The organism is Microbispora sp. H13382 (genome assembly GCF_014161445.1).
In the GTDB taxonomy this organism is placed as follows: Bacteria; Actinomycetota; Actinomycetes; order Streptosporangiales; family Streptosporangiaceae; genus Microbispora.
The window spans coordinates 1-893 of the sequence record NZ_JABBXA010000055.1 but is presented as its reverse complement, the minus strand read 5'-3'; the positions used below and the strand labels follow the sequence as shown (position 1 = coordinate 893).

Annotated in this window: 2 protein-coding genes; both read left to right on the top strand. The window is 67.2% G+C overall.

Annotated elements, in window-relative coordinates:
• The coding region (locus tag HHX41_RS40055; protein WP_220504854.1) for a hypothetical protein at window positions 1–192 on the top strand (192 nt) is incomplete at its 5' end.
• A partial coding sequence (locus HHX41_RS39440; protein ID WP_259401684.1) for an ABC transporter permease occupies window positions 185–893 on the top strand: 709 nt, incomplete at its 3' end. The genes HHX41_RS40055 and HHX41_RS39440, both read left to right, overlap by 8 nt.

The window sequence follows — 893 nt, the reverse complement described above, 5'->3', positions numbered from 1 at the left end:
GTGCTGGTCGTTCGTGAGGGCCGGGTCGTCCATGAGGCGCCGGCCGAGGACCTGGACGAGCACCGGGTGCTCGATCTGGTGATGGTCTCGCAGGAGACCCCCGATTCCGATTCCGATTCCGGGTCTGGTGCCGGTTCCGGGTCTGGGTCCGATGAAGCAGAAACATCCTCTGAAGGAGCGTTGCATGACTGAGGTCGATCAGGCCGCGCCGGCCGGTCCGGGTGTGAGAGCGCCGGGTGCCGGTGGCCGCCTGGGGCGGCTGGGTGAGGTCCGGCATCTGGGGCTGGTCGTCGCACTGGTGTTGCTGGCGATCGTGGGTGTGGTGACCCGGCCGGAGAACTTCGCCACCTCCTCCAACCTGGTCAGCATTTTGGCGCTGGCCTCGACCATCGGTGTGATCACGGTCGGGATGACCTTTGTGATCATCGGTGGTGGCATCGATCTGTCGGTCGGGGCGGTGATGGCGCTGGCGTCGGTGTGGGCGACGACGCTGGCCACGCAGGCCTACGGGCCGGTCGTGATGATCGTGTGTGCGGTGCTGGTGGGCACCGGTGCGGGGGTGCTCAACGGCATCCTGGTCACCTACGGGCGGATGGTGCCGTTCATCGCGACGCTGGCGATGCTGGTGGCCGCGCGTGGTCTGGCGCAGCGGATGTCCAACCAGCGCACCCAGCTGGTGCAGGCGGACAACTCGATGATCGTGGACTTGTCGACCACCCGGGTGCTCGGGCTGCCGCTGCTGGTCTATGTGTTCGCGTTGGTGGTACTGGTCGGCTGGATCGTGCTGAACCGCACGACGTTCGGCCGGCGTACCTACGCGGTGGGTGGTAACCCCGAGGCGGCCCGCCTGGCCGGTATCGACGTCCGTAAGCACACCGTGCTTCTGTACGCGC